The sequence below is a fragment of the Labilibaculum sp. DW002 genome (genome assembly GCF_029029525.1).
In the GTDB taxonomy this organism is placed as follows: Bacteria; Bacteroidota; Bacteroidia; order Bacteroidales; family Marinifilaceae; genus Paralabilibaculum; species Paralabilibaculum antarcticum.
The window spans coordinates 229,855-255,931 of record NZ_JAKJSC010000004.1; the positions used below are offsets into that span (position 1 = coordinate 229,855).

Annotated in this window: 25 protein-coding genes; 8 read left to right on the forward strand and 17 right to left on the reverse strand. The window is 33.7% G+C overall.

Annotation, left to right across the window (positions count from 1 at the left end):
• Window positions 1–67: 67 nt before the first annotated feature.
• From L3049_RS16270 to L3049_RS16280, 3 genes are all read left to right on the forward strand, one after another.
• A complete protein-coding gene (locus L3049_RS16270; RefSeq protein WP_275110877.1) occupies window positions 68–2,464 on the forward strand; it encodes an ABC transporter substrate binding protein in 2,397 nt (798 codons plus the stop codon).
• Window positions 2,465–2,536: 72 nt separating this feature from the next.
• A complete protein-coding gene (locus L3049_RS16275; protein ID WP_275110878.1) occupies window positions 2,537–3,982 on the forward strand; it encodes a sigma-54-dependent transcriptional regulator in 1,446 nt (481 codons plus the stop codon).
• A 328-nt stretch (window positions 3,983–4,310) separates the two neighbouring features.
• Complete coding sequence (locus L3049_RS16280) at window positions 4,311–4,811, forward strand: LUD domain-containing protein (protein ID WP_275110879.1); 501 nt, start codon at window positions 4,311–4,313, stop codon at window positions 4,809–4,811.
• A 146-nt stretch (window positions 4,812–4,957) separates the two neighbouring features.
• On the opposite strand, the gene L3049_RS16285 is transcribed toward L3049_RS16280, so the two are convergent.
• A complete protein-coding gene (locus tag L3049_RS16285) occupies window positions 4,958–5,266 on the reverse strand; it encodes a winged helix-turn-helix transcriptional regulator (RefSeq protein WP_275110880.1) in 309 nt (102 codons plus the stop codon).
• Window positions 5,267–5,654: 388 nt separating this feature from the next.
• On the opposite strand from L3049_RS16285, the gene L3049_RS16290 reads away from it, so the two are divergent.
• Together L3049_RS16290 and L3049_RS16295 are read left to right on the forward strand one after the other, a co-directional pair.
• Entirely contained in the window at window positions 5,655–6,323 is a 669-nt protein-coding gene (locus tag L3049_RS16290; protein ID WP_275110881.1) for an NAD(P)H-dependent oxidoreductase, read from the forward strand.
• A 112-nt stretch (window positions 6,324–6,435) separates the two neighbouring features.
• Entirely contained in the window at window positions 6,436–7,635 is a 1,200-nt protein-coding gene (locus tag L3049_RS16295; protein WP_275110882.1) for an MFS transporter, read from the forward strand.
• Window positions 7,636–7,884: 249 nt separating this feature from the next.
• On the opposite strand, the gene L3049_RS16300 is transcribed toward L3049_RS16295, so the two are convergent.
• Window positions 7,885–9,108, reverse strand: coding sequence for an outer membrane beta-barrel protein (locus L3049_RS16300; protein WP_275110883.1), 1,224 nt, complete (start codon window positions 9,106–9,108; stop codon window positions 7,885–7,887).
• 577 nt (window positions 9,109–9,685) lie between these two features.
• Here L3049_RS16300 and L3049_RS16305 point away from each other — a divergent pair.
• Both L3049_RS16305 and lysM read left to right on the forward strand, forming a co-directional pair.
• Window positions 9,686–9,889 carry a dodecin family protein gene (locus tag L3049_RS16305; RefSeq protein WP_275110884.1) on the forward strand — a complete coding sequence of 68 codons (204 nt, stop codon included), beginning with the start codon at window positions 9,686–9,688 and terminating at the stop codon, window positions 9,887–9,889.
• A gap of 42 nt (window positions 9,890–9,931) precedes the next feature.
• On the forward strand, window positions 9,932–10,396 hold the full coding sequence (gene lysM, locus L3049_RS16310; protein ID WP_275110885.1) for a peptidoglycan-binding protein LysM: 465 nt from the start codon (window positions 9,932–9,934) through the stop codon (window positions 10,394–10,396).
• A gap of 48 nt (window positions 10,397–10,444) precedes the next feature.
• Here the strand turns inward: lysM and L3049_RS16315 are convergent, their stop codons facing one another.
• From L3049_RS16315 to L3049_RS16330, 4 genes are all read right to left on the reverse strand, one after another.
• Window positions 10,445–10,924 carry a DUF6265 family protein gene (locus tag L3049_RS16315; RefSeq protein WP_275110886.1) on the reverse strand — a complete coding sequence of 160 codons (480 nt, stop codon included), beginning with the start codon at window positions 10,922–10,924 and terminating at the stop codon, window positions 10,445–10,447.
• 221 nt (window positions 10,925–11,145) lie between these two features.
• Window positions 11,146–13,668, reverse strand: a complete 2,523-nt coding sequence (locus L3049_RS16320) for a glycoside hydrolase family 2 TIM barrel-domain containing protein (protein ID WP_275110887.1) — start codon at window positions 13,666–13,668, stop codon at window positions 11,146–11,148.
• A 48-nt stretch (window positions 13,669–13,716) separates the two neighbouring features.
• Window positions 13,717–15,369 carry a glycoside hydrolase family 43 protein gene (locus tag L3049_RS16325; protein ID WP_275110888.1) on the reverse strand — a complete coding sequence of 551 codons (1,653 nt, stop codon included), beginning with the start codon at window positions 15,367–15,369 and terminating at the stop codon, window positions 13,717–13,719.
• Complete coding sequence (locus L3049_RS16330) at window positions 15,370–16,893, reverse strand: alpha-L-fucosidase (RefSeq protein ID WP_275110889.1); 1,524 nt, start codon at window positions 16,891–16,893, stop codon at window positions 15,370–15,372. It abuts the gene before it with no gap.
• 239 nt (window positions 16,894–17,132) lie between these two features.
• Here L3049_RS16330 and L3049_RS16335 point away from each other — a divergent pair, with 239 nt between their 5' ends.
• A complete protein-coding gene (locus L3049_RS16335) occupies window positions 17,133–18,749 on the forward strand; it encodes a tetratricopeptide repeat protein (RefSeq protein WP_275110890.1) in 1,617 nt (538 codons plus the stop codon).
• 75 nt (window positions 18,750–18,824) lie between these two features.
• Here the strand turns inward: L3049_RS16335 and L3049_RS16340 are convergent, their stop codons facing one another.
• The 11 genes from L3049_RS16340 to L3049_RS16390 all read right to left on the reverse strand — a co-directional run bounded on the left by L3049_RS16340 (window position 18,825) and on the right by L3049_RS16390 (window position 25,845).
• Window positions 18,825–18,995 carry a hypothetical protein gene (locus L3049_RS16340; protein ID WP_275110891.1) on the reverse strand — a complete coding sequence of 57 codons (171 nt, stop codon included), beginning with the start codon at window positions 18,993–18,995 and terminating at the stop codon, window positions 18,825–18,827.
• 90 nt (window positions 18,996–19,085) lie between these two features.
• Window positions 19,086–19,562, reverse strand: coding sequence for an ACT domain-containing protein (locus L3049_RS16345; protein WP_275110892.1), 477 nt, complete (start codon window positions 19,560–19,562; stop codon window positions 19,086–19,088).
• 140 nt (window positions 19,563–19,702) lie between these two features.
• Complete coding sequence (locus L3049_RS16350) at window positions 19,703–20,080, reverse strand: DUF2200 domain-containing protein (RefSeq protein ID WP_275110893.1); 378 nt, start codon at window positions 20,078–20,080, stop codon at window positions 19,703–19,705.
• A 156-nt stretch (window positions 20,081–20,236) separates the two neighbouring features.
• Entirely contained in the window at window positions 20,237–20,659 is a 423-nt protein-coding gene (locus L3049_RS16355; protein WP_275110894.1) for a VOC family protein, read from the reverse strand.
• A gap of 356 nt (window positions 20,660–21,015) precedes the next feature.
• The gene (locus L3049_RS16360) at window positions 21,016–21,729 is read right to left on the reverse strand and encodes a hypothetical protein (protein WP_275110895.1); all 714 of its coding nucleotides are present in this window, start codon (window positions 21,727–21,729) and stop codon (window positions 21,016–21,018) included.
• 192 nt (window positions 21,730–21,921) lie between these two features.
• Window positions 21,922–22,911 (reverse strand): DUF6438 domain-containing protein, encoded by a 990-nt coding sequence (locus L3049_RS16365; protein ID WP_275110896.1) that lies wholly within the window; start codon window positions 22,909–22,911, stop codon window positions 21,922–21,924.
• 157 nt (window positions 22,912–23,068) lie between these two features.
• Window positions 23,069–23,707 carry a hypothetical protein gene (locus tag L3049_RS16370; RefSeq protein WP_275110897.1) on the reverse strand — a complete coding sequence of 213 codons (639 nt, stop codon included), beginning with the start codon at window positions 23,705–23,707 and terminating at the stop codon, window positions 23,069–23,071.
• Window positions 23,708–23,722: 15 nt separating this feature from the next.
• Window positions 23,723–24,184 (reverse strand): hypothetical protein, encoded by a 462-nt coding sequence (locus tag L3049_RS16375; protein WP_275110898.1) that lies wholly within the window; start codon window positions 24,182–24,184, stop codon window positions 23,723–23,725.
• A 40-nt stretch (window positions 24,185–24,224) separates the two neighbouring features.
• Window positions 24,225–24,365, reverse strand: a complete 141-nt coding sequence (locus L3049_RS16380; RefSeq protein WP_275110899.1) for a hypothetical protein — start codon at window positions 24,363–24,365, stop codon at window positions 24,225–24,227.
• A 14-nt stretch (window positions 24,366–24,379) separates the two neighbouring features.
• Window positions 24,380–25,165, reverse strand: coding sequence for a hypothetical protein (locus tag L3049_RS16385; protein WP_275110900.1), 786 nt, complete (start codon window positions 25,163–25,165; stop codon window positions 24,380–24,382).
• Between the two features lie 158 nt (window positions 25,166–25,323).
• Window positions 25,324–25,845, reverse strand: a complete 522-nt coding sequence (locus L3049_RS16390; protein ID WP_275110901.1) for a hypothetical protein — start codon at window positions 25,843–25,845, stop codon at window positions 25,324–25,326.
• Window positions 25,846–26,077: the final 232 nt, after the last annotated feature.

The following is a 26,077-nucleotide window of genomic DNA, read 5'->3' on the forward strand; positions in this document are numbered from 1 at the left end:
ATATTGGTTTTGAACCTTAATAACCTATTTTAGGGTTTTAATTCTTCCAATTTAAAAAACTTAGTGTATGAGGTTTTTGCAATTCATCATTTTTATAGTATTTATGTTTTGTTCGGTTCACGCATCTGCTGTGGAGCGAAAGAAAATCCTTGTACTGCATTCTTATCATCAAGGCTTACGATGGACCGAGAATGTGAATCATGGTATTCAGAAAGTGATGGATTCAATTGGAGGTAAAGTTGAATTGGATTATGAATATCTTGATACCAAAAGAAATCCTTCAGAAGCCTATTTGAATAAATTAATTGAACTATACGATTTAAAATTACAAGAAGAAAAGTATGATGTAATTATTGTCTCAGATAATAATGCTTTATCCTTCGTTAAAGATCATCGAAGGAAATATTTCCAAAATACGCCTATTGTTTTTTGTGGTATCAATCATTTTAAAGACAAAATGATTGAGGGATTAGATAATATTACCGGAGTTGCCGAAGAGGTAGATTTGGATGGTGTTATTGATTTAATTCTTAAAACAAGACCCGAAACAAAAAGTTTGGTTGTTATAAATGATAATAAAACAACTACTGCAAAACTGAATAAATTATTGATGCTTGATGTTGAAAAGAAACATCAGGATGAACTTGAGTTTATTTATTATGAAGAGTTAGGGATAGATGAATTGATTGGTAATGTCAGAAGCATAAAGGGTGATACATCTATTTTGTTGCTAACCTTTAATAAAGATAAGGAAGGTAAATTCATTAGTTTTCAAGATAATTTAGACTTATTAATTCCTGAAAGTAAGGTGCCAATTTATATTGCTTGGGCATTTTATATTAACAGCGGAGTAATTGGAGGTAAGGTTGTAAGCGGAAGTTTTCATGGGCAAATGGCTGCTCGTATGGTTGCAAAAATACTCAATGGAACACCAATAGATTCTATTCCAATTTATCGAAAACCATTGGATCAGTTTGTGGTTGATTACAATGAAATTCAAAGATTTAATATTGATCAGGATGTTCTTCCAAAAGGAACCTTGTTATTGAATTCTCCAAAATCATTTTATAGTGAGAATAGAGAATGGCTCCATATTTTAGGTGGAATAATTTTATTAGCTAGTATAATAATTATCGTACTCTCGAAAGCCATCATTCGCAGAATAAAAGCAGAACGAGCTTTGATAATTGAACAGAATCGATTGAAAACTTCGGTAAAGCACGAACGATTAATAGGATTAATTGGACGTTTATTAAATGCATCAGAAGATTTTAAGAATGTATTGGATGATGTTTTAAAGTTAATGACAGAGGAATTGAATGTTGCACGAATTAGTTTGTACTCTTTAAAGGATTCGAACGACGCAGCTGTGAAGATCAAGAGTCGAGTTTCCATGAAAGGGAAAAATATTAAAGATGTTGATCAGTTTTATTTTTCGGAGATTGATGAGATTATCAGTCGCGTTAAGATGAACAAAACAATTGTTTCTCCTGATTTGTCGAACCTGAATCCTAAAGAACAAGAATATTATAAAAAAAGGAATATTGGTGCAGTTGTTTTGCTGCCTGTTGTAGTCGAATCGAAAGTGGTTGGACTGATGGGCTTTTCGCAAAATAAAAAGCACCGTTGGTCTCGTGAAGAGGTAAGTATTTTCTTTTCTACTGTAAACATGATTGCAAATGCCTGGGAACGTAATTCATTAATGAACGATAGAATTGAGGCTGAACAGAAAAATGTAGAAGCCTTTAGAATGCTTGAGGAATCGTCTCGATTAGCATCAATTGGAGTCATGGCGGCAGGAATTACACATGAGATAAATCAACCATTAAACGCCATAAAAATTACTGCAGACAGTGTTTTGTTTTGGCAAAAACGAAATCCAGATGCATTACCAGAAATGTTTACGCGTAAGATAAAAACCATTTCGGAGGGTACTTCTCGAATTGATTCCATCATAAAGCACATGAGAACTTTTTGGGAGAAACCTCAATTAACTCATGATGAGACAATTGATATGGTTGAAGGAGTAAAGCGTTCTTTGAACTTGGTGCAAAGGCAAGTGTATGATCATAGTATTGAATTACTTGATGAATTACCGGACGAATCTATTTGCGTTTTGGCCAATTACATTCAGTTTGAGCAAATTGTGGTGAATTTGATTGTGAATTCAATACACTCCTTAGATAAAGTTCAGAAAGATAAAAAACAGATTAAGCTTAAGGTTTATCAGGATTCAAAATATGGAGTGTTGGAGCTTCATGATAATGGTACTGGTATTGAATCGAGTATTAGAGAGAAAATATACGACCCTTTATTTACAACCAAAGGGGAGGATAATGGCAGCGGACTGGGCATGGCAATCGTAAAATCCTTTATAGATAGATTTCAGGGAGAAATATCGGATTATAACAATGATGATGGCGGTGCTAGTTTTGTATTGCGTTTCAAATTGTGTGAAAAATAAAAACATCTAAAGGATGTAATTGTGCCAATAGCTTAATCTAAAAATTAACAGGATTTAAATCAGGAAAATTATATGAAAATTCTTATTGTTGATGATGATGTTTCCAGTGGCTCTGCTGTAGCAGAATTTATTGAAGAACAATTAGCTTATCAAATTCATCTTTGCCATAATGCTGAAGAAGCTTATAATAAGCTTAAGAGCGAAGAGTTTAATATGGTAATTTCTGATATGAGAATGCCTGGAATTTCAGGTTTAGATTTATTGAAAAAAATTAAACTTCTGCCCAATGGTGATAAAATTGAGGTTGTGATCATGACGGGTTTTGGGGATATGGAAACTTCAATTGAGGCATTACGTGGCGGAGCTTACGATTATTTACTTAAACCAGTTAATATTGAGGAATTAGCAATATTAATTGAGCGTGTGGCCGAAAAAATCCAATTAAAAGAAGAAAATCAGGATTTAAAAGAAAATTTTGAACAAACGGTATCCAATGCTAAGATTGAAAAAGCATCGCGAATTCAATATTATGAAACGACTATACGTGAAATTACCAGTGTAGGCAAAATAGGAGTCTTTTCGGATGTAATGAGAGGTGTAGTTCGAATGGCTGAACAATTTCACGAGGATCGTTCTGTGCCCGTTTTAATAGAAGGAGAAACAGGTACTGGAAAGGAAGTAGTCGCTCGTTTGGTGCATTTTGGTAAGGATAGTGATATTACACAACCATTTATTTCAATTAACTGCTCGGCAATATCACCTACGCTGTTTGAAAGTGAACTGTTTGGATACGATGATGGTGCTTTTACTGGTGCGCGAAAAGAGGGTAAACCTGGGAAATTAGAATTGGCGCAGGGCGGCACACTTTTTTTAGATGAAATCGGGGAAATGCCATTGGATATGCAACCAAAATTATTGCGCGTATTGCAACAGCGAGAAATGTATCGTGTTGGCGGCAGCAAACCAATTGAATTAGATGTAAGGGTAATATTTGCAACGAATAGGAATTTGAAGCAGATGGTTGCCGAAAAAACATTTAGGAGTGACTTGTATTATCGATTAAATACCGGAAGATTATACATTCCACCTTTACGAGAACGAAGAGAGGCCATTTTATCTTTTTCTCAAATTTTTCTGGACCAGTATTCTACCAAGCGTGATCGCAAATTTCGGTTTATCAGTAAAGAAGCTAAAGCCATGCTTCAAGAATACAACTGGCCTGGTAACATTAGAGAGCTTAAAAATTCAATTGAAAGAGCAACCTTACTCTTTAACGATTTGGAATTAAAGACAGAACATTTGCGATTTTTACAATCAGATGAAAGTGATTTTGAGCGTAAAGAAATGCCCATTGTGCCTGGTCGAATTGTACTGCCTGATGATGAGTTGAGAATCGAACAATTAGAATTGGAGATTGTTCGCAAGGCCTTAAAGAAATTTGATAATAATAAATCAAAAACTGCTGAATATTTGGGGATTACGAGAAGTGCCTTAAGAAGCAGAATGAATAAATTGTAAGATGGAAAAAACAACTCGTTTAACTTTCGTCTTATCGTGAATATTTTCAGATTTGAGGTGTGGTATTTTTCTACACTTGGGTAATATTTTCCCATGTAAAATTGCTTGTAAAAGTGGTTGAAATGGGACACTTGTTCATTTTTGCGAAAGTCTGATTAAAAACTGTTCAATATTGAACATTACTGATGATTTTGTGATGTGAGTCTTTATTTTTTAATAGGCTGTAAATCAGGCGGTAGCGTTTTGTTTGAAAAATAGTTTTTCCCCTATGTATTTTGGCACTTGTTTTGTTTTTAATGATGCAATGTTTTATTAAAATCAATGGGGTATGGAGGTTAGAATTGATACGCAAGAAAAAAAATTACTTCTACTAGAAAATAGAAGCGAACTTTTGGATTCATTTTTATCGAGTTCCAATAACTTGGGCAATGAATCTTTAAAAGTAGATCACCAACTATTTACCGAAGCTGCAAACAAGAGGAATATTCAGTTTGAATTTATTCGAATGAAAACATGCAAGCTCGATCGAATTTCTTTAGATATTAGCAATGCAAAAAATGCACTCTTAGAAGCGGATTACGCTATAGCTGATTCAGGTCTATTAGTTGTTGATACATTAGATCCGGATGTTTTATTAACTGTCTTCTTAGCAGAAACACTTCATGTTGTTGTTCCAGCTAGCAAAATACTTCATTCGATGGATGACTTTGAACTCATTACAGGTAAGCCTGCGAGTATTATAGGGAGAGGAATAGCAAGCTTATCAGGCTCTAAAAATCGAAACTATACTATGACACGCACGATGGTGTACGTATTAGATGATATTTAAAAATAATACAACACAAAAATAGCTCTTCCCAATTTTGTTTGTCTCTTCGCAAATTGATTAAAAACAGAAATGGGATGTGCTGTTATGCGTAATTTTTTCTCTTATAAAACCTTCTCAAGTAATGGCAAGTTTACGATCAAACTTTGTTATTCTCTTTCTTCGAAAATAAATTCTCCTTTTTCTTCTGTAGCATAAATTCCCCACTCTGAAATTGCTTCCAGAACAGGAAGCAAACTCTTGCTAAAATCAGTAAGTGAATATTCAACCTTTAAGGGTGGCTTTTTAGTGTATACCTTTCGTGATATTAGATCATCCTTCTCCAATTGTTTTAATTGTAGGCTAAGTGTGCGTTCTGTAATTGTTGGTATTTCTTTTCTTAATTCGTTGTACCGTTTTGTACCATCCATCAAGTGCATTAAAATAACGCTTTTCCATTTTCCTCCAATTAATTCCATGGCGGCACTTGTTGGGCACGGAAATAATTTTTCGTGGAGCTTTATCATGGGTCTTTTCTTACATATCTCTTTTTTATCCATTGCAAAATATCATTTATTCTGATTCTACAGTTTATTGATACTAAACTATACTTTTTATAGTTTTATTTTTGATTTAAATATCAATAGGATAGGGCATTATAAAATTTTATTTATACTATCCATTTTGACCGTTATTGTGAGATATTAAAACTATACATATTTTTGTCACTATACAAATGATAGTATCTATTAAAATGATGAATAAACTTAATTAAATATCCTTAACATTTTGTTACAGAATTGAAAAGCCTATTTATCTATACTTGCAGAGGCAAAAAAAAGATATAAAAAGTTAAAAATATAAAAGATGAAAGCAGTAAAAGAAGAAATTTTAAAAGCACATGCATACAGACGTGCAATTAAAGAGTTTGAAGTAGATCAGAAAATTTCCGAAGAGGATTTTAATTTTATCCTTGAGGTTGGAAGACGTTCTCCTAGTTCTTTTGGATGGGAACCATGGAAGTTTATTGTAATTCAAAACATGGAGTTACGCGAGAAATTAATGGAGCCAAGTTGGGGAGCACAAAAGCAATTGCCATCAGCTAGCCACTTTGTGATACTGTTGGCCAGAAAAGGTGACGAAATGCGTGTAGGATCAGATTATTTAAGTTACAAATCTAAAGAAGTAGATAAGTTGCCCGCTGATATTGAGGAAATGAAGCTAGGTTTTTTTAAAGGATTTATGGAAAATGAATTTGATTTAACTGATGATCGTAAGATATTTGATTGGGCTTGCAAACAAGTTTATTTACCATTTGCAAATATGATGACCGCAGCAGCACAAATAGGAATAGATTCTTGTCCTATTGAAGGTTTCGATAGAACAAAAGTTGAAGAAATATTGGCTTTGGAAAGTGTTGTAGATACAAATAAATTTGGAGTAGCTGCAATGCTTGCATTTGGCTACAAAAAAGAAGATTCACCATTTCCGCAATCTCGTTTTCCAATGGAAGAGGTCGTGGAGTGGGTTAAATAAATAGTTTTTTTAAAAATCGGATAGCACGGGATAACTTCTCGTGCTTTTTTTGTTTTTAGATAGAACTGATTGTAAATTTGTTCTACCTTATATAATACCTCAACACCATACAATGACTAATTTTAGTAATGACGAACATACTTTAAAGAGCAAACCATCATCTAAGGAATTTCAATCGGGGAACGTGATTTTAATCGCTGCCTCGCACATGTTACATGATATTTACTCTTCTTTTTTGGCATCGCTTCGTCCTTTACTGATCGAGAAATTTGGAATAACGCTGGCCTTAGCATCAATATGGGATTTAATAATGCGTGTGCCGTGGTTTTTAAATCCATTAATTGGAATAATTGCTGAACGAACAGCACCAAGATATTTTATTATTCTTACACCGGCAATAACAGCTATTGCCATGAGTCTTTTGGGTGTAGCTCCTTCCTTTACAATTATCTGCATTTTGCTTTTTACAATGGGAATAAGCAGTGCCGTATTTCATGTGCCAGCGCCAACAATGGTAAAAAGATTATCGGGAAACCACACTGGACGAGGGATGAGTTATTTTATGTTTGGAGGAGAATTGGCAAGAACTGCTGGCCCTTTAATTATCACAGCTTCCGTGTCATATTGGGGACTCGAAGGAACATGGAAATTGATTCCTTTTGGCTTAGTTGCCTCCTTTATTTTATTCCTTAAGCTCCGAAAAATAAAAATATCGGATGATTTTAAAAAGAAGAAGGCCAGCAATGGTGATATATTGCCAACATTAAAATTGTACTTGCCTTTTTTCGCAGTTTTAATTGGCTTTACATTGTTTAGGGCAATTATGAAATCGGGATTAACAGCATTTTTACCCACCTTCTTTTATTCTGAAAAAGGAGAAAGTTTGTGGTTTGCAAATTCTGCTTTAGCAGTTTTTCAGCTAGCAGGTGCCGTAGGAACGGTTTTAGCAGGTAGTATTTCAGATAAAATTGGACGAAGAACAACATTGGTAACCATAAGCTTGATATCTCCTATTATGATGTTCTTGTTTATTAATACAGACGGTTGGCTTTCACTGATTTTTCTAGTGCTTATGGGCTTTTTTGTTTTTGCTCCTGGACCTGTACTAATCGCTTTAGTGCAAGATAGAGCGAAACAACTTCCCGTATTCATGAACAGCATTTACATGACTGTAAATTTTATTTCAGCTGCTTTAGCCGTCTTTTTTGCTGGAGTAATGGGCGATTGGCTTGGTCTCGAAAAAACATACCTGATTTCTTCTATTTTGGCGTTGGGAGCAATTCCTTTTGCTTTGCTGTTAAAAAAGAAATAGGCTTGTGATATGCTGCTTTCACTTTTTGTGTAGAATTTTATTGTTGATACGTCTTGAAATTTCATCTTAAAAAAGAAACACTTTATACTGATATTTTAAGTATCAGTATAAAGCGTCATTTTAAATCTCGTCGATCACGTTCTTGCTTGTGAAAGAACATGATCATATTTTAAGATCCAGTTCGGATAAATTTTTTAGTGTGATAATATTTAGGACGTGATATATTTTCCTTTTTTTATGAAAATATTTTTAAAATATTGAATATCCAAATGTTATTGTTAAAGCTTTATAATCGGCATTCCAATTTACATATTCATGAAGTAAATCCCGAGTAGTTAAATATCTTATTTCAAAACTATATTTATCCTTAAATTTATATCCCATTCCAAAGGCGATATTTCCGCTTGGTTTAATTTCGAGGGAATCATATGTTGAACCATTTTCTCTTGATAATACTATATATGAATCGCTATTAAAATCAAAAAGATACGATATATTTGCGAATATTTTTGAATTTTTATTTAGATGCATATAGTATCTAAATCCGACAGGTATTTCGATTGATTGATAATCGATATTTGCATAAAGAACTCCCCCAGAGACTTCGTTTGTTATTAGTTCCTTTTTTGATTTGTAACTTTGATAAGTTGGTTCAAGTATGATGCTCCATTTATTGTTGTTAAAGGGTAAAATAAACTCTGTTTCGATACCAAATTTGAAATCAATTTGTTGATCAAATTCAAAATCTTTCCAAGCGGAGCTGCTATTATGCATTTTAAAATTATTTACACTTATACCTGGCCTAATTGATAAGTTAAATAGATCCTTTTTTTGTTTTGGTTTATTTTTCGAATAAATTGAATTTACGTCATCGTTATATTTTGTGAATAGTTTCAATAATCCTTTTTTATAATATTTTAGATGTCGAACATCTTGTATTGTGATTATTTCACTTTCTAAATTAGATAAAAGCTGTTGCCTAAAGTAATTATTATACGCAATCTTATCTTTAATTAGATAGCGTTTGTGAATTAATTGATTTATCTCTGAATCAGCTGTTTTATAAAAAAAGCGTTTTAGATTTCCATTTACATAAATAAATAGAGAAGCTTTACCTTCTACTAGTACCTTAAGAAATAATTGTTCATTTGAAAATATTGCATTTTTTGTAGGGTTTAAATCATCGATTTGATCACTAGACCTATCTATTTTTACATTTACTCTATAATATTTTGATAGACCATCAATACCAAATTCTTTAACTGTCTCAATATTTTCTTTTTGAATATTAGCATCTTGGGCTAGTTTATATTCAAATTCAGTTGGGTTATTTTTCCAATCAACGTTTTTTATCAAACATGCAATTTTTTGGTCTGAATTATTAATAAAATAGCCATCCTCAAATAGTATTTGAGAATATGATTTAATATTTAAGATCAATAATAATAATAGAAAAATTAATTGTTTATTCATACGTGATATTTTAATACGGGTAAATGAGTGGTTATATGTTGAATTTACATTAGATTTTATTATGAAACAGTATGGTCTGAATATTTAGAACGGATTTAAATTGATATGAAGACTTGTTTGATTTGAACTGATGGTTATAACTATTTGTTTTTATGAATAATGTAATCCTGTTTGAGTTGTTTTGTATGAAAGTTTTGGGGCGAATATTAATAGAAATTAAGATGTGAGTTGGATTTATAGTAATTTATTGTTTGTAGCAATCTCAATTATTCGAAATCACTTTAATAGATTCCTTTTCGAATATCGTCAAGTTTAAGTTATCCTTTAATTGTTATTGAAATTAAGCCCTTCTGAAACTTTCTAAAAAACAAAACTGTAATATTTTTGTAATAATTTCACCAAATGAAATTCCTGCCTTAAATAGTTTAATTCGTGGCACTTGTCATGAGTGAGTTGTAAAAATAAATTTACTAGTTCGTGAATAAATCAGTAAATTGAGGATACTTTCTAAAAAAGCTAATTCAATCTGCAAATTGGTTAGCAAATTAATTTTATACATTCACTTAAAACAAGCATTATGAGTATTTTAAAAGTTCTTGAAGTAATGGCTTCATCAACGACCAGTTGGGAAGATGCCACAAAAAATGCAGTGAAAACAGCTGCTAAAACGGTGAAAGAAATTCGTTCTGTATATATTCAGGATATGAGTGCCGTTGTCGACAAAAATAACATTACTGAATTTAGAGTAAATGTTAAAATAACCTTTCAATTGTTGGATTAGTCCTAAATACAAAGAGAAATTTTTAAATTAAAACAACCACAAATGGGACTAATTTCATTTATAAAAGGGGCGGGCGAAAAGATTTTTGGAAAATCGGAAGAAACTTTGGAAAAAGAGAAAGCAGAGCTAATTTCGAGTCACATTAAGAAATTTGGTTTTGATACCAGTACCATACAGGTATTGATTGATGAGGAAGAAGTTACACTCAAAGGAAGTGTTGATACCTTCGAAAATAAGAACAAAATTATTGTTACTGCTGGAAATGTAGATGGTATATCATCTGTTAATGACCAAATTGTACTTACAAATCCTCCCTCAATTGAGCCTCCTGAACCAGAAAAACAATTCTATACAGTTAAAAAGGGTGATTATTTATCCAAAATAGCTAAAGAGGTTTATGGAAAGGCGAATAAATATGATATCATTTTTGAGGCAAACAAACCAATGTTAAAGGATGCGAATCTGATTTATCCTGGACAGGTTCTTGTAATTCCTCCTCTAAACTAAAAGTAAAAGGCTGTTTTAAAATCGAAACAGCCTTTTATATTTTAATTATTATTTACTCAGTTTTTCAAATTCAAACGGAATTTCCATCTCGGCATTGGATACTGAAGCTTTCATTCGATTACCACTTTTCCAATATCTTATTGTATTCGGAAAATCAAGTTCTTTGTTTTCACAAGTAAAATCATTTTCTGTATGATTTATCATTTTAAAAGAGACAGATTCCTTTTCTTCAGGAACTTTTACAGTCAAAATCCATTTTTCACTAGCTTTAATTAATGCTATCTTTTCTTGTTTTATGGTGTCAGCACCTTGCATCGTAAATCCAATCCCTGAATATTCAACATCACTTATTTTCTCCCAATTTTCATAAGTATTCTTTCCCTCTTCTTCATTTAACCTTTCCCATTCTCCTAATAACCAGTCGAAATTATCCGATTTATCCGTTAATTTAATATTTGAACTTTCCTTTTTACTTGGATTGCAGGATATAGTTAAAATTCCAATTAATAAAATCAATATATTTTTCATGATCTCTTTGAATTAGTTCTAATCTCTCTGTGTCAAAAATAGAAAAAGAAGTTAGAATGTTTAAATTATGTCATCGCCTAAATATTTATAGTGATTAACTTTTACTGTTTTTAGTAAATGTACAAAAACTTAAATTTCCCAACATTAGCTTGTTTAGCTATCTAATTTTAAGATCATTTCTTGTTATCTAATGCTGTATTTTTCGTAGCTTTCTTGTTGGATTATTTTAATTCTATTTGATATTCATTACTCTTGATATCACCAATAGATGCTGAGACGGTAACTACGCCTTGCTTATCTAATGACCTTATGATGGCCAATGCTTTTCCTTTATGTGTCTTTACATTGTTCAGTATATGCGAATCCACATTCATTTCCCAACCATTATCAACAGCTAGTAATTCAGCTTCTCCATTCACAACAAACTTAATGTTGGTATCCAAGTCTTTTATTTCTTTATCTGCATCATCAAATAGTTTAACTGAAACATGGGCTACGTCATAATTATTGGCCTTAAGTTCATTTTTATCGCTTTCTATTTCAATACGTGCTAATTTTCCTGTAGATGCAAGGATGTATTCGTTAGCAATTTTACCATTATTATAACCAACTACCTTTAATTCTCCTTTTTGGAAAGGGACGAGCCATTTAATAATGTTATCCTCATTTTCAACATCTGCTAAAGCCTGTTTTCCCAGACTTTTCCCATTCAAGAAAAGTTCTGCTTCTTCGCAGTTGGTATAAGTTTGTACAACAATTTTTTCTTGCTCATTATAATTCCAATGCTCCTTAACTTTGTACCATTCCCATAAACGAAGTTTGTCCCAGACCGGTGCGGCTGTTAATTGAATATCAAATTTCCATCCATTCTTTTCAGAATAAGAAAATTCAGATTTTGAGGCTGGGGTTGTTACCATATAGACTTTAGGTTCTGGCTTCCACAAACATTCAAAGAAATGACCTCTTGGCGTTTTAAATCCAGCGAAATCGAATAATGAAATGTCTAATCCTTTTCTAGGCCAAGGACCTGCTTCACCTCGATAGGCAAACCCTGTCCACACAAATATTCCTGGAATAAAGTCACGCTCAATGCAGGCTTTCCATTCTGAATAAGCTACCCAGTTTTCCGAACCTAAAAAGCATTTTTCTGGAAATGCGGCATGTGCTGCATCGTAATCTATGGCTCTGTAGTTTAAACCTAAAACATCAACGGCATCGGCATATCCACTAGCAAAAGCAACAGTAGGGCGTACACTACCACAAATAATTGGTCTGCTAGTATCTTCTTCTTTTACCCATTTCGAAAGTTGGTGAGCTACAATGGATAAAGAATCAATCCCACCAGTTATTCTATCAAAAACAGGTTTAATTTTAGTTGTATCGTAAGTTGGCGTATCCTTATATTCGTGAATTTTACCTTCAACCTCGCTGTATGTTTGAGAATAATAAGGGAAGGTCCATTCTATTTCGTTCCCAATGCTCCACATTATTACTGATGGACGATTAAAATCACGTGCTATTAATGTTTTTAGATCACGCTCAGACCATTCATGAAATACTTCGCTGTATCCTGTCGAAATTTCATCAGAAGCCGCTTCATCGCCCAAATAGTTTACACTTTTTCCTTTGGGGATATGCCACTCATCGAAAAATTCATTCATTACCAACATGCCTTGTTCGTCGCATACATCCATTAAAATAGCAGCATGTGGATTGTGAGCCATACGAATGGCATTAACACCAATGGATTTTAATTTTCCAACACGATATTCCCAAATGCCTTTAACGGCAGCAGCACCTACAGCACCCGCATCGTGATGAATATTAACACCTTTAATTTTCAAATTCTTACCATTGAGGTAAAATCCTTTGTTAGAATCGAAACGAAAAGTGCGAATCCCAAATTTTTGCTCTACTTCATCCACAACAACTCCTTTGTGCTTCACCACAAGCTTTGCCGTATACAAATGAGCAGCCTCAATATCCCAAAGCTGAGGATTAGTCACACTTAACTGTTGGTTTAATTTGCCGTTTTCTATTGTGCTTTCTGTATTTGAAGCAACTAATTTATTATTGGCATCAAGAATTTCAAGTTCAATTTCCACATCACTTTCTGCTCCCGCTATTTCTGTTTGAATATTTACAGTAGTTTTTTCGGCATTAACTTCGGGAGTTAAAATGCGAACGCCCCATTGAGGAATGTGAACCTTAGAAGTTTTCACCAGTTTTACATCGCGGTAAATTCCCGAACCCGTATACCATCGTGTGTCTGCATAGTTGGAATGGTCTACTTTTACGGCAATTAGATTGTCTGCACCAAAATTTAGGTGTTCGGATAAGTCATAAGAAAAACTGGCATAACCATTGGGTCTGAATCCTAACTTCTTGCCATTCAAATAAACTTCTGAATTGCAAAAAACACCATCAAATTCTATCCATATCGCTTTGCCTTTATCCGATGATGGAACATGAAACGATTTACGATACCAGCCCATTCCTCCTTCTACGAAACCAGTACTGGCTGCGGTGTTTTCTTTCTGATAGCCTGTCAGATTGCTCCAGTCATGAGGTAATCGAATAGCATCCCATTCCGAATCATCAAATGAAACCTGATCTGCTTGAGCTTGTTCTCCCAAGGCGAATTTCCAGTTGAAGTTAAAATCTTCTGTTGTGCGCGCATTTTCTTTCGCACATGAAGCAAAAGCGAAAATGGATAGCAGGAGAATGTAAATTGAGTTTTTCATGATCTTATTTTAATTTCTTTGTAGTAATGATAAGGGTATTGCAATTTATTAGTGCTGGTTTTTATATTCAAACCAATCGAAATATGCCTTGTTTTTGCTTTTTTCACCTAAAGATGTGGCATACATTCCAATGTAGGTGCCATTAAATCCCCATGCGATTTCATCGCCAAAATGAGATAAGTCTTGTGCTTCGCCAATTTGTAATAGATCGGCCTCTGAAGAACCAAAGTAGAAGCTTGCTTTAAGGCCTTTACTTACGAGCTTAAGATGCACTTCTTTTCCTTTAAAGGGCATCCTTGCAATTTCTTCAAGCATTCCTTTTTCTGCATTTACTTCTTTTGCCGTGGTTTTTAAAAGAACCATTTCATTTTTTATGCGGAGCAATTGATAATGTGTAGATGATTTTCGATAGAGAACCAGCCCAGCTTGTTCATTTTCTTTTTTCGATGAAAAATGCATTTTGGTAGAAACTTCATAATCGTGATGTTTCACTCGCTTAGCTAAGAAAGATGGGTTTTTCCACTCACTGATCGTTTGCGGACGCAGATCAATTTCCATTTTTCCTTTTGCCTGACGATACCACTTTATCTGAGGTGTTCGCAGACAATTCCATTCTAAACTGATTGTCTCCGAATCAAAATTATCCTTTGAATTGAGTTCGGGTACTGGAGTCCATGTCAAATCTGGTCTTTTTTGTTCTGTTTGGAGTAAGCCTTTACCTGGATTGTAAATAAGCGTTACGCCACTTTCTTGACGAGTTACTTCAATTTTAGCCAGAAAGGTTTCACGGGCAAGAATGGAATAGCCATCAATAGGACGTTTCGCCAGCATTACGCTCCACCATTCTCCATTTTGTGTTTGCACTAAATCGGCATGACCAGTTTGTATAATCGGGTAGGTGTATCCTAAATGGCGATGCGTCATTATTGGATTTGCATGATTTGGAACATAAGGTCCCCATAGGTTTTTACTATTGAAAATAGTTACTGCATGAAATTCACTGGTACCACCTTCTCCAATTAATAGGATATACTCACCGTCTATCTTAAACAAGTGTGGACCTTCAGCCCATCGAGCGTTGGAAGCATGTCCATATGTCAATTGTTTTTTATCTCCTATCAAAATTCCTTTGTCAGGATCAATTTCCTGCATCCAAACACCATTTTTACCTGGCCAATCTTTTTGAGTTCCATCAATTACACCTGCTCCGGTATAATAACAACGACCATCATCATCCCAAAAAAGCGAAGGATCAATTCCCGGAGCATCTTTTATCCACATTGGATCGCTCCAAGGGCCTGATGGATTTTTAGCAGTAATTATGAAATTCCCTTTTTGTCCCACCATAGTGGTAATGATATAAAAGGTGCCTTTGTAATACCGAATGCTTGGTGCAAATATGCCATTGGAATTCTTAAGGCCATCTTGATACACAATTTGATCGGGACGATGAAGGCCGTGACCAATTTTCTCCCAATTCACCAAATCTTTACTGCGATGAATCGGAAGCCCAGGATACCATTCGAAACTTGAATTTACCATGTAGTATGTGTCTCCCACACGACAAATAGACGGGTCGGGGTAAAATCCAGAAAGAATTGGATTTTTAAATGTTTCGGGAGCTGATTGAGCGTATGTGCTTGAAATAAATAACAAGCAAATCATCAATGCAAAAGTTGTTTTTATCCGTAAAGTCTTCATTTAGTTGTCTTTATTTATCTTAAAAACCCAAGCATAATTTAAGGAAGCATCAGCTGGCTTTTTAATTATCAGTTTGTCATCTGTTTGCCTAAATCTTATTTCATCGTCATAGCCCAATAATTCTATCGATTTGATATCGATCTTGGTAGAGTTGAGGTACTTAATTTCAACATCGCTAGTTGGAGGAACAAGTACAAAAGCATATAGTGTATCACCATTTTTTGTAAAACGAATATCTTCTTGTGTAAAGTCTTTGTTTTTACTTTCTGCCAAGTGTCCTGTACTTGTTTTGGTTGGTCCTTCGCCAAATACTTCCCAATGTGTAGCACTGTAAATTGCTTCTCCATTTACTTTTAACCATTTGCCCATGTCCAACAAGGTCTTTTTTTGATCTTCGGGGATAGTTCCATCTTTTTTAGGACCAATATTCAGCAACAGACAACCGTTCTTACTTACGATATCCACTAGGTCAGCAATGAGTTCCTGAGCTGATTTAGGCATCCAGTTTTTAGCATAGTACCAAGAGTTTTTTCCTATTGAGGTATCCGTTTGCCAATATCCTTTGCGGATTTTATCTGATTTACTTCTCTCTAAATCGAACATGTGTGTCCCTTTTGGATAGGATTCGAAATTGAAATTTTTGGTTTGTAAAACCACCGTTTTATCACGTTCGATACCTGAATTGTAATAATAGGAAGCCAGTTTCTTATGATAGGGAACAAACTCAGGTCGATCGATGTAAAAATCGAACCATAAAATATCGGGTTGGTATTTGTCAATGATCTCTTTGGTACGCGGCCACCATACGTCTGCTAACCACTCTTTACTCACCGAGTCGCCAAGCTGATGCGGAGGCGCATATAAATCTGCATATTTAGGATTGCCAGTGTCGAAGTAGTCTTGCTGGTTGTAAAAGTTATAGTTAAAAGCAAGGTGAGAACTCGCTCCAAATAGTAAGCCTTGCTTTTTTATTTCATCTGCTAAAGCTTTAAAAACATCCTGTTTTGGTCCCATTTTAGCAGCATTCCAAGGCGTAATACTCGATTCGTACAAAGCAAAACCATCGTGATGTTCAGCCACAGGAATTACATATTGTGCACCAGCATCTTTAAATAATCTTACCCATTCGGTAGGGTTAAAATTCTCCATGGTCCACAATGGAATAAGGTCTTTGTACCCAAAAATCTTTTGGTCACCAAATTTTTCTTTGTGGTATTCATAGGCTGGATGCGATTTACCTTCTGTGATTACACCTGTTTGAATATTGATATGCCCTTTATCGGAATACATCCAGCGCGGATACCAATCGGTATGTAGTTCGGCAACAGAATTCGGCCCCCAATGAATAAAAATGCCAAACTTGGCGTCTTTCATCCATTGCGGAATTTCATACTTGCTTAGGCTTTCCCAATTTTCCTCAAATTTTATGGCTTCGCCAGAAGGCTTTTTTGAGCTGCAAGCTGCAATTGATAGTAGTAAAATAAAAACTAGGCTTAGTTTTATCATTTTATTAGTCGTCCTCATATCTGTAAAGCTTATTTTTTAGTCTTGATCTGTAATGGATAGGAGTTAGATTCCCAATCAGTATCTTTCCCATTAGCGAAAATTAAATTACTCTCGTAAAATTGTAGCTTATTACAGGTATTTAAAAATAAATTACTGCTTCAAAAATCATACAATGCGATTTTTATTAGCATACAAATGCTTATACTTGTATACTGTTTTTACAATATCTTAAAGAAAGATTATTATTCTGTAAATGTATGAATGTAAGCAAAATAGTAGGTAGGTGTAGTATTCTTTTGGGATTGTTATTTGCATTTACCCCCCTTTTTTCAGCTCAAAAGGATAGTACCGATTGGTATATTGACTTATACAATTCTGTTGCCAAGCAGGATAGTTCGTATACAAATGAATTGAATGCATGTTATCGGTATTTCCAACAACAAAAAGATACGCTTTGGCTCACTAAAACCCTAATTGAGCGAGCGGAAGATGAAAGTAATGAAGGAAATTATGGTGCTGCAATTTCCGATTTGTGGGAGGCTTTGGATTTAGCAGAATTGCGCGGAAACATCATTATGCAACACCAAGTTCATGCTAACTTGGGTTGGATTTATAATGTTTTTGGCAAAAGCAAAGAAGCCTTTATGCATGAGCAAAAAGCTTTGGACTTGTCTAAAGACGGCTTACAAAGTGGATTACTTACTGAAGGTGCACTAATATCTGCGTATTTTGATTTTGTACATTCATACCGCAGGAAAGAAAATTATACAATGGCGCTTCAGTACTTAGATTCATGTTATTATATCGCCGATAAATACAAGTATACAAGTAGCCAAAAGGCGTATTTAACTTCCGAAAAAGGGAATATTTTTCGCAAGCAGGGGAGACTTAGCGAAGCACTTGAGATCTTAATTAAGGTGGAAAAAGAATTCCAAAACATAGATCAAGGTTACCTTACCATTATCTATTTCTATTTGGGAAATACCTATTATGCATTGAAAGATTATAAAAATGCTGAACTGGCATTTGAAAAGGCAATTGAAAATGTTGATGTGCGACCAAGACATTACGATGTAAAAGCCGAGTGTTTAAATCGCATGGCAAAAAGTTTAGAACAACAAGGTAAATACCAAGAAGCTTACCAGGTTTTAAGCCAAGCAAAGGAATTGAATGATGAATTGTTTAGTACAAAAGGCTTTCAGAATTCAGGAGTACTTGATATTAGAAATACCTATAAAGAAAAACTTGATGAACGCGACCGAATTATTCTAGAGCGCGACAAAGAGTTGATAGAACAAAAGGCGAGTAATTTGCGCATTCGCATGTTTTTAATGGGTTCTTTTGCACTGTTCGTAATTGCTTTACTCGTTTTCCGCATACAGTTTCAGCGTAAAAAGCATAAAATTGAGAAAGAAAGGCAAAAGAATAAAGCCCAACTTCAAGAAGAGAAAAGTAAGGTTTTGGTGGAAATGAAAAATAAAGAATTGACCTCCTTTACTCTACGCTTAATTGATAAAGATACCATGATAAGTGATTTGGCTGAATCAATTACTGAATATGCGCCAGCGAACGAGGCTTTGCTAAAATCGGTAAAGCTGAAAACGACTGGTAGGTTAAAGTTGTGGGAGGAGTTTGATAAACGATTTATAGATGTAAACAAAGGTTTTTATGAAACGCTAAAGTCTCGTTTTCCGGAATTGACTCCTACCGAGCTAAAGCATTGTGCTTTGATTAAATTGAACTTTTCATCGAAAGAAATGGCGCAATTGCTCAATATTTCGTTGAATGGTGTAAATACATCGCGCTATCGCATTCGTAAAAAGTTAAAACTAGAAAGAGAAGATAACTTGGTTAGTTTTATTGATGGGGTGTAAAATGCCTATTTAATTCGGAAATGGATATCTGTATTGTATGCCGTTTAGTAAGTTATTGAATTAAATTTATGGTTTTCAGTTTATAAACTTTTTCTCAACCTGTTGTCCAATAAAATATGCCGCCAACAATGGTATTAAAGCATAGCCCACATATTTTTCCAACAAGCCATAATGATTTAAAACCGTTAAAAATATTGCTGATATTAAAACAAACAGCAAGTCGAATATTATTTTTTTCTTTTTCATAGTTAATGTGTTGTTTTTATTGGGGAGAGAACCATTCTAAGTACGTATTATTTTATTCTTGTTTTGCAGAATACGACCTATTGCGGGATTCTATTTATAAGTATCTGATAGGTTTTTTAATACCCGAATTGCTTTGCCAGCATCTTTTTTGTCTACAAAAATATGATCGTGATAATAAGCAGCAATCACATTGCAAGAGATGTTGTTTTTGGCCAGTTCGGCAGAAAATAGGGCAGTTAAGCCCACCGCATCTAAAGAGGAATGAATCTGTAAAGTGATCCAGGAAGCAATGTAGTCGTAGTTTAATTGCAGCTTATCGGCTTTGCTTTTTTCAATCACAATTGTGATTCCTTCTGCCTCCTTAAATTCACAAATGGTGCTATCTCGGTCTATTCCATCCCAATTTTCTACTTTTGCAAATACATATTCTCCAGCATTTAATTTTGGTGTCATCCCTTTTATTAATTCTGATATATTGCTTTCTCCTGCCATTTTTATACTTGCTAAAGGTTTTTCTCTTATTTTGTTTTCGTCTTTCAAATCTACCAAACTATACTTGTATGGCAAATAGGCGGGTGCTTTTTTATTTAGACAGTGAAAAGCCCAAACGGGTTGCTTGGGTGTGTGGGTTTAATGTTTTGTATAGGGTAGGCTGGGCAGTGGAAAGAAACTAGATTTCGAACTGATCTAAGCCAAAACCAATGTTTTTATTTCTTTTCTTCACGTAAAATCTTTTCCATTTTTCGACCTCTTGCCAATTCATCAATGAGCTTTTCCATACGTCTGCATTGTTTATACAATTCAAATTCATCCTCTATTTCTTCAATCCGATAACCACAAACGACTCCTTTAATCAAGTGTGCGTTAGGATGTATTTTAGCTTTTTGAAAAAATGTTCTAAAAGTTACTTTCTTTTCAATAAGTACTTGTAAATCATCTTTATCATAGCCAGTAAGCCATTCTATTACTTGGTTGAGTTCTTCTTTTGTTCTACCATTCTTCTCCAGTCTATCCAAATAAAGTGGATAAATGGATGCAAATATCATATTGGCAACCTTTTCATTTTTTTCGGCAGTAACTTTCATTTGTATATCTTTTAAATTCTTTATGAATAGGTGCTAAAGGCTTAGTAAATGAACAGTAGTACCTATAATTTCATCTATTTTATTGGCAGTAGTTATTTTAATTTTCCATCTGGTTTCTTTATATAAGCAGGTGGTTAATATTGTAATTCGATTTTATTAGGGAAGATTAAGTTGCCATGAAACACCATATTTATCTTCGCACCATCCAAATTTTTTACCAAAGCCGTAATCCCCTGAATCGTAGTTGTCCAAAGGGATCATTATCTGGCCTCCATTTGAAGAAAGTTTTTCGAATAAGCTTTGTATCTCATTTTCAGATTTGCACTCTACGAACAGCGATACTCCAGGCGAAAATGACCAAGCATGCTTATAACTACTTTCAGAAACCATGTAATCTGCACCATTTAACGTGAAAACTCCGTATTTGATAAGCTCTGGTGTTCCTCCAGCCTCACCATCTTGGTATTTTATTATGCTTTTAATTTTCGAATTTGGAAAAATAGAAGTGTAGAAATCGATCGCTTCTTGAGCCTTCCCGCATTGATCACCCACAAATGTTAGAAATGTTGTTATTTTCATTTTTTAAAATTTTAGTTCAAGCCAAAAAGATCAATTGGATAATTAGCTTACTTCTCGAAAGTTGCATTTATTGGTTTATGGCAGAATTACGACCTAAAAAAGTGTAAATCACGTGCCTTTAACTTTGTAAACGATGTGCCTTGACCGTACCAAATTTTGCATAACGGTCTTGCTAAATTTCGCGGGCGATTAAAAGAGTTTCCTTATCAAAGCGCCAAGAAAGCAAGCCGATTAAATTTACTTATTTATATTTTGAGCAAGACAAGTTTAAGTGGCTTGCTGGTGTTTATTATTTGTGTTAAACTTTCAAATGGCTCATCAACGCCCATGACAATTTAGCTTTTGTTAGGGGCTGGCTATTCTTCCCAACTTCCTCTGAAAATAACGGCAGTTATTTCGTCCCTTTTTGAATTCTCATAATATTTAGTTTCTGTTTCAATTCTATTTAAGAATTTTAATTTATAAAAGGGTGTGATCGTTGTATCTGAAATTGCACAATCAGTAAAGCTTTGTATAATATAGTTTTTAGTGAATAGAACAGATGCAATTGTAGCGGTGTCTTTTTCTTTATTAAAAAGGGGATGAGATAAAAGTAAAATGTCTTTTTGGTATCTATGATCCATTGCCCTAAAATAATCATCCATGTGTTTTTGATTTTCTAAAATATTGTCAAATTGCACAACTCTACATTTATTTATTCTAAGGGAATCCCACTTTGGTATTAAAGAAGAATCTTTTTTGTGATTATATGATTGTTTCATTTGTAAAGTCGGAAAGGTATTCAGATGTAATTGTCTATAAGTATTTGAAAACTGTAAGGAACTATTTCCATCTTTAGTACTAAATTTAAACTTCTCATAAGGAGAAATGCCCAAATCAAATGTTCTAAAATTCACGGTGTCTTGGTCTCCAACAATTAAGACACCCTTGAACATATTCTGGTGGTCTTGAATAATCGAATTTACAACTCTATAATAGACTTCTTTATTATCTGTCGGAATTTTCTCGCACGAGAATAAAACAGAGATCAAAATAAGAAATGTCGATACTTTATAGTTTATTCTTTGCATTACTGTTTCTTTTAGCTTGCCCCTAACGGTCTTGCTAAGTTTTCGTTGGCGATTAAAACTGATGTCTTATCAATACGCTAAATAAGCAAGCCGCATAAATTTGTTTATATTTTTACGCAAACCAATTTAGTTGGCTTGCTGGTGTTTCTTATTCGAGCTATACTTTCAAACTGCATATCACCGCCCATGAAATTAGGGCACGTAATTTATTTCAATGTCATCATTAGATGCTTCTTTAAGTACTTTAAGTATTTCTGGCGGAGGTGGAGGCGGTGCCACTCTTTTTTCTGGTATGTCAAGCTCAACTTCAAAAGTCAATTCATAGCCACATGAGTCTAATGATGAAGTTTTATACAAATTAAACATCTCAGAACCTACGTTTTTAACTCTTGCAGGAAAATCTCTCCAATAGCCCCAGAATCTTTTTGTTTTATTTTTATTGTAATCAATTATTAGCTCCACGTATGGTGCATCAATTGGTGGACAAAATTCTGAATCGTTATTCTCTATATTTGCGATTCGTATTAAGTTTTCAAACTTGTCAAATTGCAATTGGGTTATTTCTCCTTTATAGAATCCTTGTTTGTCAGCATATTTTCCACCCCAAAAATTGAAATTAAGTCCTTTGTCAATTTTAATGGCTATTGCAGGACAATTACCATAACACAAACTACTAGAAAATTCAATTGTGTCAATAGTCAAATTTAGATCGTAAAGTAGAGTGTCATTGTAAAATTTATATTTGTCTTGATACTTAAAAGGGAATCCATATCCTTCTATTTTATCAATTATCAAGCTGTCAGAATTTGCTTTTAAGATTTTTCCTATCAAGTATTTATATGTCACACTATATAAACTGTCATTTTTGATGAATTTATGAAAACTAATATCAACTTTTGCTTTTGAACGAATTCCATTATCAATTATCCATTTGTCATAGTATGAAGTGTCACAAATAATTAGGGTGTCATTTGAAATTGAATAATTTGCAATCTTTTTATTATAGAAGTATACAACACTGTTTCCAAAGTGAAGTGCTTGGTCTTTATATTCTACCAAGCTACTATCTTTCTCATTGACGCACAGATTCCAATATTTCGTGTTGAAACTTTTATCAATAAGCTCTTTAGTTGAGCAACCAATTATAAAAATCAGAATCAATATTATAGATGTGTACTTCATTTTCTTTATTATGTGCCCTAACGGTCTTGCTAAAATTTGTGGGCGATTTACAACTGCCGCCTTATCAGAGCCGCCCAGCGTTTATTGTTTTTGTTGCTTTATCAAGTTGAGCGTCACCGCCCATTAATTTTAACTTTTGTTGGCGTGTCGTGCTTTTTTAATCTACTTCCTTTTTAAAATTATCAAGTGGAAATGCCCATGGCACTCCCAAGTCATCCTCCCAGTCGTCATATAATCCGATTCCAACATTTGGTTTGATAATTATCTCTTCTAGATCATCCGTATTTTTTGCAAGTTTTAGTTCGCCTTTATCCTTTGCTGTCAAAAAATACAAGTCATAAGTCGGTCCAACTTCATTAAAACCAGCTTCAATTTGCAAAATCGGATTTCCATTAGTGTCTTTTGTGAATTTTCCAGTTAATTTTTTAGTTTCTTTCTTTTCGTCGCCTAGTAATTCAATTTGGTACGGGCTACCTTTCTTGTCTAAAATTGTCACAGTATAAAAATCATGCTTAGTTGGCTCAATTATTAAGCGTTTCCCATTGTTATCTGTCCATTGTCCCCACCAAGATTTGGGGATAGATTTCCGATTTTTATTCAAATTAAACATATCAATATGTAGGTTCATTTTTTGCATGCACGCCAACGGTCTTGCTAAAATTTGAGGGCGATTTACAACTACCACCTTATCAAAACCGCTTACGTTTCTTGTTTGTATTACATTATCTAGTAGAGCGTCAACGCCCTTTAATTTTAACTTTTGTTGTATGCTGCCATTACCTTCAGTTATATTCAAATTAAGTACACATTACTATATTTTGCTTTGAATTTCCTTTAAAATTCGGCGTTCGAATTTTTCCTTTTGTATTTTATTTTCTTGCTTAGAAAAATCTTTATTTATCTCTTTATAATTTCTTAGTGAAGGATATTCGCCCAATCCAACAAATCCTATGTGTGTTCCTCGAATCCAACATTTTACAATCTGATTCTCTTTGGGGTAATAAAACCAAACATGATACCAATGGTCATTATTACTGCGTCTTCCATCAATAAATCTTTCCTGGTTGGATAAGCAATAATCAGAATTTTCCATTTTGAATTTATTTACAGCAGAAATTATTTTAGATTCTGCTACTTCAAATTTGTATAGCTCTACATATGGATAACTACCAGGAGCAAAATTGCATGAAACAAAATTGAATAATAGTATTGCAAAGAATACTGCACATATTACATATCTTCCCTTAGTTGTCATGATTCTATAATAATTCATAGATAGTTACTGTTTTCAATTCTATTTTTTACGTTTATTTTTATGCAAAAGATTTAATCTGTCTTATGGTTGCATACAACGGTCTTGCTAAAATTTGTGGGCGATTTACAACTGCCGCCTTATCAGAACCGCTTTCGTTTATTGTTTTTATTACATTATCTGGTTGAGCGTCAACGCCCATTAATTTAACTTTTGTTACAGGCTTTTAATTTTATCCCTTCTAAGTTTAATCAACATTACAATTCCACCTAATGGAATGCCTATTTCCCAATATGAATAGTCATATCCCCACCAACTAAAACTAGCTCCGAACAAATACTGTAGTGAGTATTCAAGTTTAAAAATTCCTTCTGACATAATTTTTATAGTCGGAAAATTCAGGATAATAACAGCAAGTATTTTTAACCATTTCTTTCTAAAGTCAGATTTGATTATTTTATAAATAACAAACACATTAAACGCAACCACTAAAAGCGGAAAAAGTCCCAATAGCCAAAATTTCCATAAAGATGGAATTGGATAGTTTTCACCTACCTCAATAGACGTAACTTTGTTATTGCTTCCATCTAAATACAATTGGATATATCCGTATCTGCCTTTACCTTCAATGCTAAGATTCACTATTGATGGTTCAGAATCAATGTCATCATCAATCGAACCTTTTCCACTTAAAGATAAAGACCATGTTCGAGATTTAGTATGAGTTGTCTTGGCGTAGACTAAACCAATCTTTGGATTTTGTCCGTATGGTGTGTAAACTAAATTTCTTATGTTTTTTATCGAAGTTTTTAATGCTTCATGCTTTTTCTTATTGATATTTTCAAAATCGAACAAATCATATGCATCATCATAGATTTCGTTATTTATGTTCTCTATTATTTTAATTGAATTGTTCTTAACGATATCAACTCGACTTTCTGAAGAACAACTTAGAAATAATAGACTAGATATAAGTATCAATAAAATATTCGTTCGATTCATTTTTGTATTTTAATTAATTGCCTGTAACGGTCTTGCTAAAATTTGTGGGCGATTTACAACTACCGCCTTATCGAAACCGCCTGGGTTTATTGTTTTTATTACCTTATCTAACTGTGCGTCACCGCCCATTAATTTTAACTTTTGTTGTGTGTAGTTCTTTAAAGATTACTAATAATCTCATCAATCAACTTATTATAGAAATCTATCGTCAACTCGTTATTATATTTCAATTCTTTATCCAAGTCAATATTAGAATCATATGAAATTCCACTAATTAAAGTTAATCTCTTATTTAGAAGAATTAGTTTGCTTGATTCTGTTTCATATTCAAAAATGGTTATCTTTTTATAGTCTTTGTTTACCGGACTATATTCAATTACGTCAAAATATTTTATTAAAGAGTCCGAATAGTCAACTTGAATATCAAATTCAGTTTTTGAGTCCTTTATTACGTTTTCACTTAATATCCAATCGAATTTAACAAATTCGATCTTTGATTCAATTAATAAGTCTTTGATTAAAAAACTTTTTTCAGCTGTTTCAATGTTTGGATTATTTCTGTTGATCGGTTTGGGGGTTTCACTTGAAATCTCTTTTTTACTTGCACAACCCGTAAAAAAAATCAAACAAAAAGTTGTCAAAACAATGAATGTCAAATTATAAGTTTTATTGTATAACATCTTCAGTTTTATCAATTACACACAACGGTCTTGCTAAGTTGCGTGGGCGATTTCGAAGAACTTTCCTTTCAAACCGCCAAGTAAGCAAGCTGCATAAATTTATTTATATTTTGAGCAAGACAAATTTATAAGGCTTGCTGATGTTTATTCTTGTACTAAATTCTCAAGCTAATCATCACCACCCATAAAGTTAAGCTTTTGTGCCTGTTGCACAACTCTTAATAACTTGTTT

Excerpts from the sequence above, each read along its gene's own strand:
- L3049_RS16330 (WP_275110889.1), bottom strand. The coding sequence starts at position 16,893 with ATGAGGACGACTAATAAAATGATAAAACTAAGCCTAGTTTTTATTTTA.
- lysM (WP_275110885.1), top strand. The coding sequence starts at position 9,932 with ATGGGACTAATTTCATTTATAAAAGGGGCGGGCGAAAAGATTTTTGGA.
- L3049_RS16275 (WP_275110878.1), top strand. The coding sequence starts at position 2,537 with ATGAAAATTCTTATTGTTGATGATGATGTTTCCAGTGGCTCTGCTGTA.
- L3049_RS16295 (WP_275110882.1), top strand. The coding sequence starts at position 6,436 with ATGACTAATTTTAGTAATGACGAACATACTTTAAAGAGCAAACCATCA.
- L3049_RS16305 (WP_275110884.1), top strand. The coding sequence starts at position 9,686 with ATGAGTATTTTAAAAGTTCTTGAAGTAATGGCTTCATCAACGACCAGT.
- L3049_RS16320 (WP_275110887.1), bottom strand. The coding sequence starts at position 13,668 with ATGAAAAACTCAATTTACATTCTCCTGCTATCCATTTTCGCTTTTGCT.
- L3049_RS16380 (WP_275110899.1), bottom strand. The coding sequence starts at position 24,365 with ATGGGCGTTGACGCTCAACCAGATAATGTAATAAAAACAATAAACGAA.
- L3049_RS16325 (WP_275110888.1), bottom strand. The coding sequence starts at position 15,369 with ATGAAGACTTTACGGATAAAAACAACTTTTGCATTGATGATTTGCTTG.
- L3049_RS16355 (WP_275110894.1), bottom strand. The coding sequence starts at position 20,659 with ATGAAAATAACAACATTTCTAACATTTGTGGGTGATCAATGCGGGAAG.
- L3049_RS16360 (WP_275110895.1), bottom strand. The coding sequence starts at position 21,729 with ATGCAAAGAATAAACTATAAAGTATCGACATTTCTTATTTTGATCTCT.
- L3049_RS16300 (WP_275110883.1), bottom strand. The coding sequence starts at position 9,108 with ATGAATAAACAATTAATTTTTCTATTATTATTATTGATCTTAAATATT.
- L3049_RS16290 (WP_275110881.1), top strand. The coding sequence starts at position 5,655 with ATGAAAGCAGTAAAAGAAGAAATTTTAAAAGCACATGCATACAGACGT.
- L3049_RS16315 (WP_275110886.1), bottom strand. The coding sequence starts at position 10,924 with ATGAAAAATATATTGATTTTATTAATTGGAATTTTAACTATATCCTGC.
- L3049_RS16375 (WP_275110898.1), bottom strand. The coding sequence starts at position 24,184 with ATGAATTATTATAGAATCATGACAACTAAGGGAAGATATGTAATATGT.
- L3049_RS16390 (WP_275110901.1), bottom strand. The coding sequence starts at position 25,845 with ATGTTATACAATAAAACTTATAATTTGACATTCATTGTTTTGACAACT.
- L3049_RS16365 (WP_275110896.1), bottom strand. The coding sequence starts at position 22,911 with ATGAAGTACACATCTATAATATTGATTCTGATTTTTATAATTGGTTGC.
- L3049_RS16270 (WP_275110877.1), top strand. The coding sequence starts at position 68 with ATGAGGTTTTTGCAATTCATCATTTTTATAGTATTTATGTTTTGTTCG.
- L3049_RS16285 (WP_275110880.1), bottom strand. The coding sequence starts at position 5,266 with ATGGAATTAATTGGAGGAAAATGGAAAAGCGTTATTTTAATGCACTTG.
- L3049_RS16335 (WP_275110890.1), top strand. The coding sequence starts at position 17,133 with ATGAATGTAAGCAAAATAGTAGGTAGGTGTAGTATTCTTTTGGGATTG.
- L3049_RS16280 (WP_275110879.1), top strand. The coding sequence starts at position 4,311 with ATGGAGGTTAGAATTGATACGCAAGAAAAAAAATTACTTCTACTAGAA.
- L3049_RS16350 (WP_275110893.1), bottom strand. The coding sequence starts at position 20,080 with ATGAAAGTTACTGCCGAAAAAAATGAAAAGGTTGCCAATATGATATTT.
- L3049_RS16340 (WP_275110891.1), bottom strand. The coding sequence starts at position 18,995 with ATGAAAAAGAAAAAAATAATATTCGACTTGCTGTTTGTTTTAATATCA.
- L3049_RS16385 (WP_275110900.1), bottom strand. The coding sequence starts at position 25,165 with ATGAATCGAACGAATATTTTATTGATACTTATATCTAGTCTATTATTT.